At 63.6% G+C, this 2,064-nt stretch carries 2 protein-coding genes and 1 pseudogene; all 3 read left to right on the top strand.

Features of this window, described 5'->3' with window-relative positions:
• Nucleotides 1–238 (top strand): annotated as a pseudogene (locus EOA60_RS30455) (pyridoxal phosphate-dependent aminotransferase); the annotation flags it as partial.
• 72 nt (nt 239–310) lie between these two features.
• The gene (locus tag EOA60_RS30450; protein WP_067321058.1) at nt 311–595 is read left to right on the top strand and encodes an acylphosphatase; all 285 of its coding nucleotides are present in this window, start codon (nt 311–313) and stop codon (nt 593–595) included.
• A gap of 200 nt (nt 596–795) precedes the next feature.
• On the top strand, nt 796–1,953 hold the full coding sequence (locus EOA60_RS30445) for a CAP domain-containing protein (RefSeq protein ID WP_095823691.1): 1,158 nt from the start codon (nt 796–798) through the stop codon (nt 1,951–1,953).
• The last annotated feature ends 111 nt before the right edge of the window (nt 1,954–2,064 follow it).

Here is a 2,064-nt window from a genome sequence, read left to right as displayed (position 1 = left end):
GGAAAACGGGCTGAAGCCGCTGCCCTCGGCGACCAATTTCGTCACCATAGACTGCGGCCGCGACGGCGCCTTCGCGCTGAAGGTGATGCAGGCGCTGCTCTCGCGCGACGTCTTCATCCGCAAGCCGATGGCGCCGCGGCTCGACCGCTGCATCCGGGTCAGCGTCGGCCTCGACCATGAGCTCGACATCTTCGCCGAGGAATTGCCTGGCGCGCTGGCGACGGCGCTGGGGAACTAACGGCGATCCACAGCCGTTGCGTTTGCGCGGCGCCGAGCCGGATTCCGTAAGGCTTCGAAGGCGGAGACGAGCATGGTCGAGCAGAAGAGAACCGTTCGGGCGCGCATCTCCGGCAAGGTGCAAGGGGTCAGCTATCGGGTTTGGGCGCGGGACGAAGCCGTGCGCCTCGGACTGACGGGCTGGGTGCGAAACGAGCACGACGGTTCGGTCACGGCGCTCATCGCCGGCGCCGACGCAGCGATCGACTCGATGGTCGATCGGCTGTGGCGGGGGCCTAGGGGCGCGACGGTCATCAGGGTCGAGGTCGAAGAACGCACGGACGACAGTGCACCTATCGACTTCAGGATCATCGCCTAGGCAAGTCCGCCGAAATCAGCTTCCATCCACCGATCGGCAAACCGTCCGACATTGCTTCTGGTGCGATACGCACACGATATATGTGCGTATATTCCGATTTGTTACTTTAGCGCCGCATGATGAACATATTTGCTCCATAGCCGGAAAGGCGGGTGACGGAGATCAGGGGGCTCACCAAACAGTATCAACGGGGATATCCGATGCCGCAGCACAGTGCCAACGAGCAGTATCTGCTCGAGCTCATCAATGCTGAGCGCGCCAAGACCGGCGCCCAGCCCCTGGCCTTCGACAACGATCTCAGCGAAGCCGCCGAGGGCCACGACAAGTGGATGCTGGCCACCGACACATTCTCCCACACCGGTTCCGGGGGTTCGTCGCCGACGACGCGCATGACGAATGCCGGTTATACGCTGAGCGGCTCATGGGCCACGGGCGAGAACATCGCCTGGGCAACGACCCGCGCGCCGACCGGCTATGTCGACGAGGTCAAGCTTCTCCACACCAATCTGATGAATTCTCCCGGGCACCGGGCCAACATCCTCAATTCCAACTTCCGTGAAGTTGGGCTCGCCTTCGAGGTCGGCGACTACAAGGGCCGCAGCAGCGCCTTCGTCACCGAGGATTTCGCCAAGAGCGGCACGGATATCTTCCTCACCGGCGTCGCTTTCGACGACAAGGACGGCGACCGTTTCTACGATCCGGGCGAAGGGCTGGGCACCATCACTGTGACCGCCAGGAACTCAGCCGGCCAGACCTTTAAGACCACGACCTCGGCCGCCGGCGGCTATGATCTAGCGCTGAAGCCCGGCACCTATAACGTCACTTTTTCTGGCGCCAATATCGCCACTTCGACGCAGACGGCGACAATCGGCACCAAGAACGTCAAGCGCGACCTGATCGACCCGGCAATGAAATCGGGCACGCTCGCGGCGACGGCATCGGCAGAAGATTCAGGATCCGATTCAAGCCACGCCCCGGCCGCGCCGACCAGCGGACCGAACACGGGCAACGGCACCAAAAACTGGCTCGCCGACTTCTTCGGCAAGCATCCTGTTGGCGACCGGGGCACGCCTGGTCTCACCGACTCCACCGACGCGCCCAAGCATGATGCGGTGGCCTTGGACAGCGACCAATTCTTGTTCCGTCACGCCTCGCACGCCAATCCGGACAACGCGCCGGATCCGTCGGACCATGTCCAGCAGGCTGTGGAACGGGCGGCAGCGGGGCTGCACGACCACCTGCCGGCCGACAATCCGGTCTTTGCCGACGCGGCCGATGCGGCGCAGTCCGCGATCACCAAGATCCTGGCGCAGATTGCCGGCCATTCCGACCATCAAACGACGGAACTCGTCGGCTGATCCATTCACCGCGGGCCGCGCCTCGATCGCGGCCCGCCAACCCGCCTCAAGCCGGGCGCGGTTTTTTCGGGGGTAACCATCTGACACGCTCGCCTTTAGCTGACCTGAAAC

This window comes from Mesorhizobium sp. M1A.F.Ca.IN.020.06.1.1 (assembly GCF_004023265.1).
GTDB lineage: Bacteria > Pseudomonadota > Alphaproteobacteria > Rhizobiales > Rhizobiaceae > Mesorhizobium.
This window is presented reverse-complemented; position numbering and strand designations above follow the sequence as displayed.

Bases quoted from the DNA above. Each gene is read 5' to 3' on its own strand.
- EOA60_RS30445 (WP_095823691.1), top strand. From the start codon at position 796: ATGCCGCAGCACAGTGCCAACGAGCAGTATCTGCTCGAGCTCATCAAT.
- EOA60_RS30450 (WP_067321058.1), top strand. From the start codon at position 311: ATGGTCGAGCAGAAGAGAACCGTTCGGGCGCGCATCTCCGGCAAGGTG.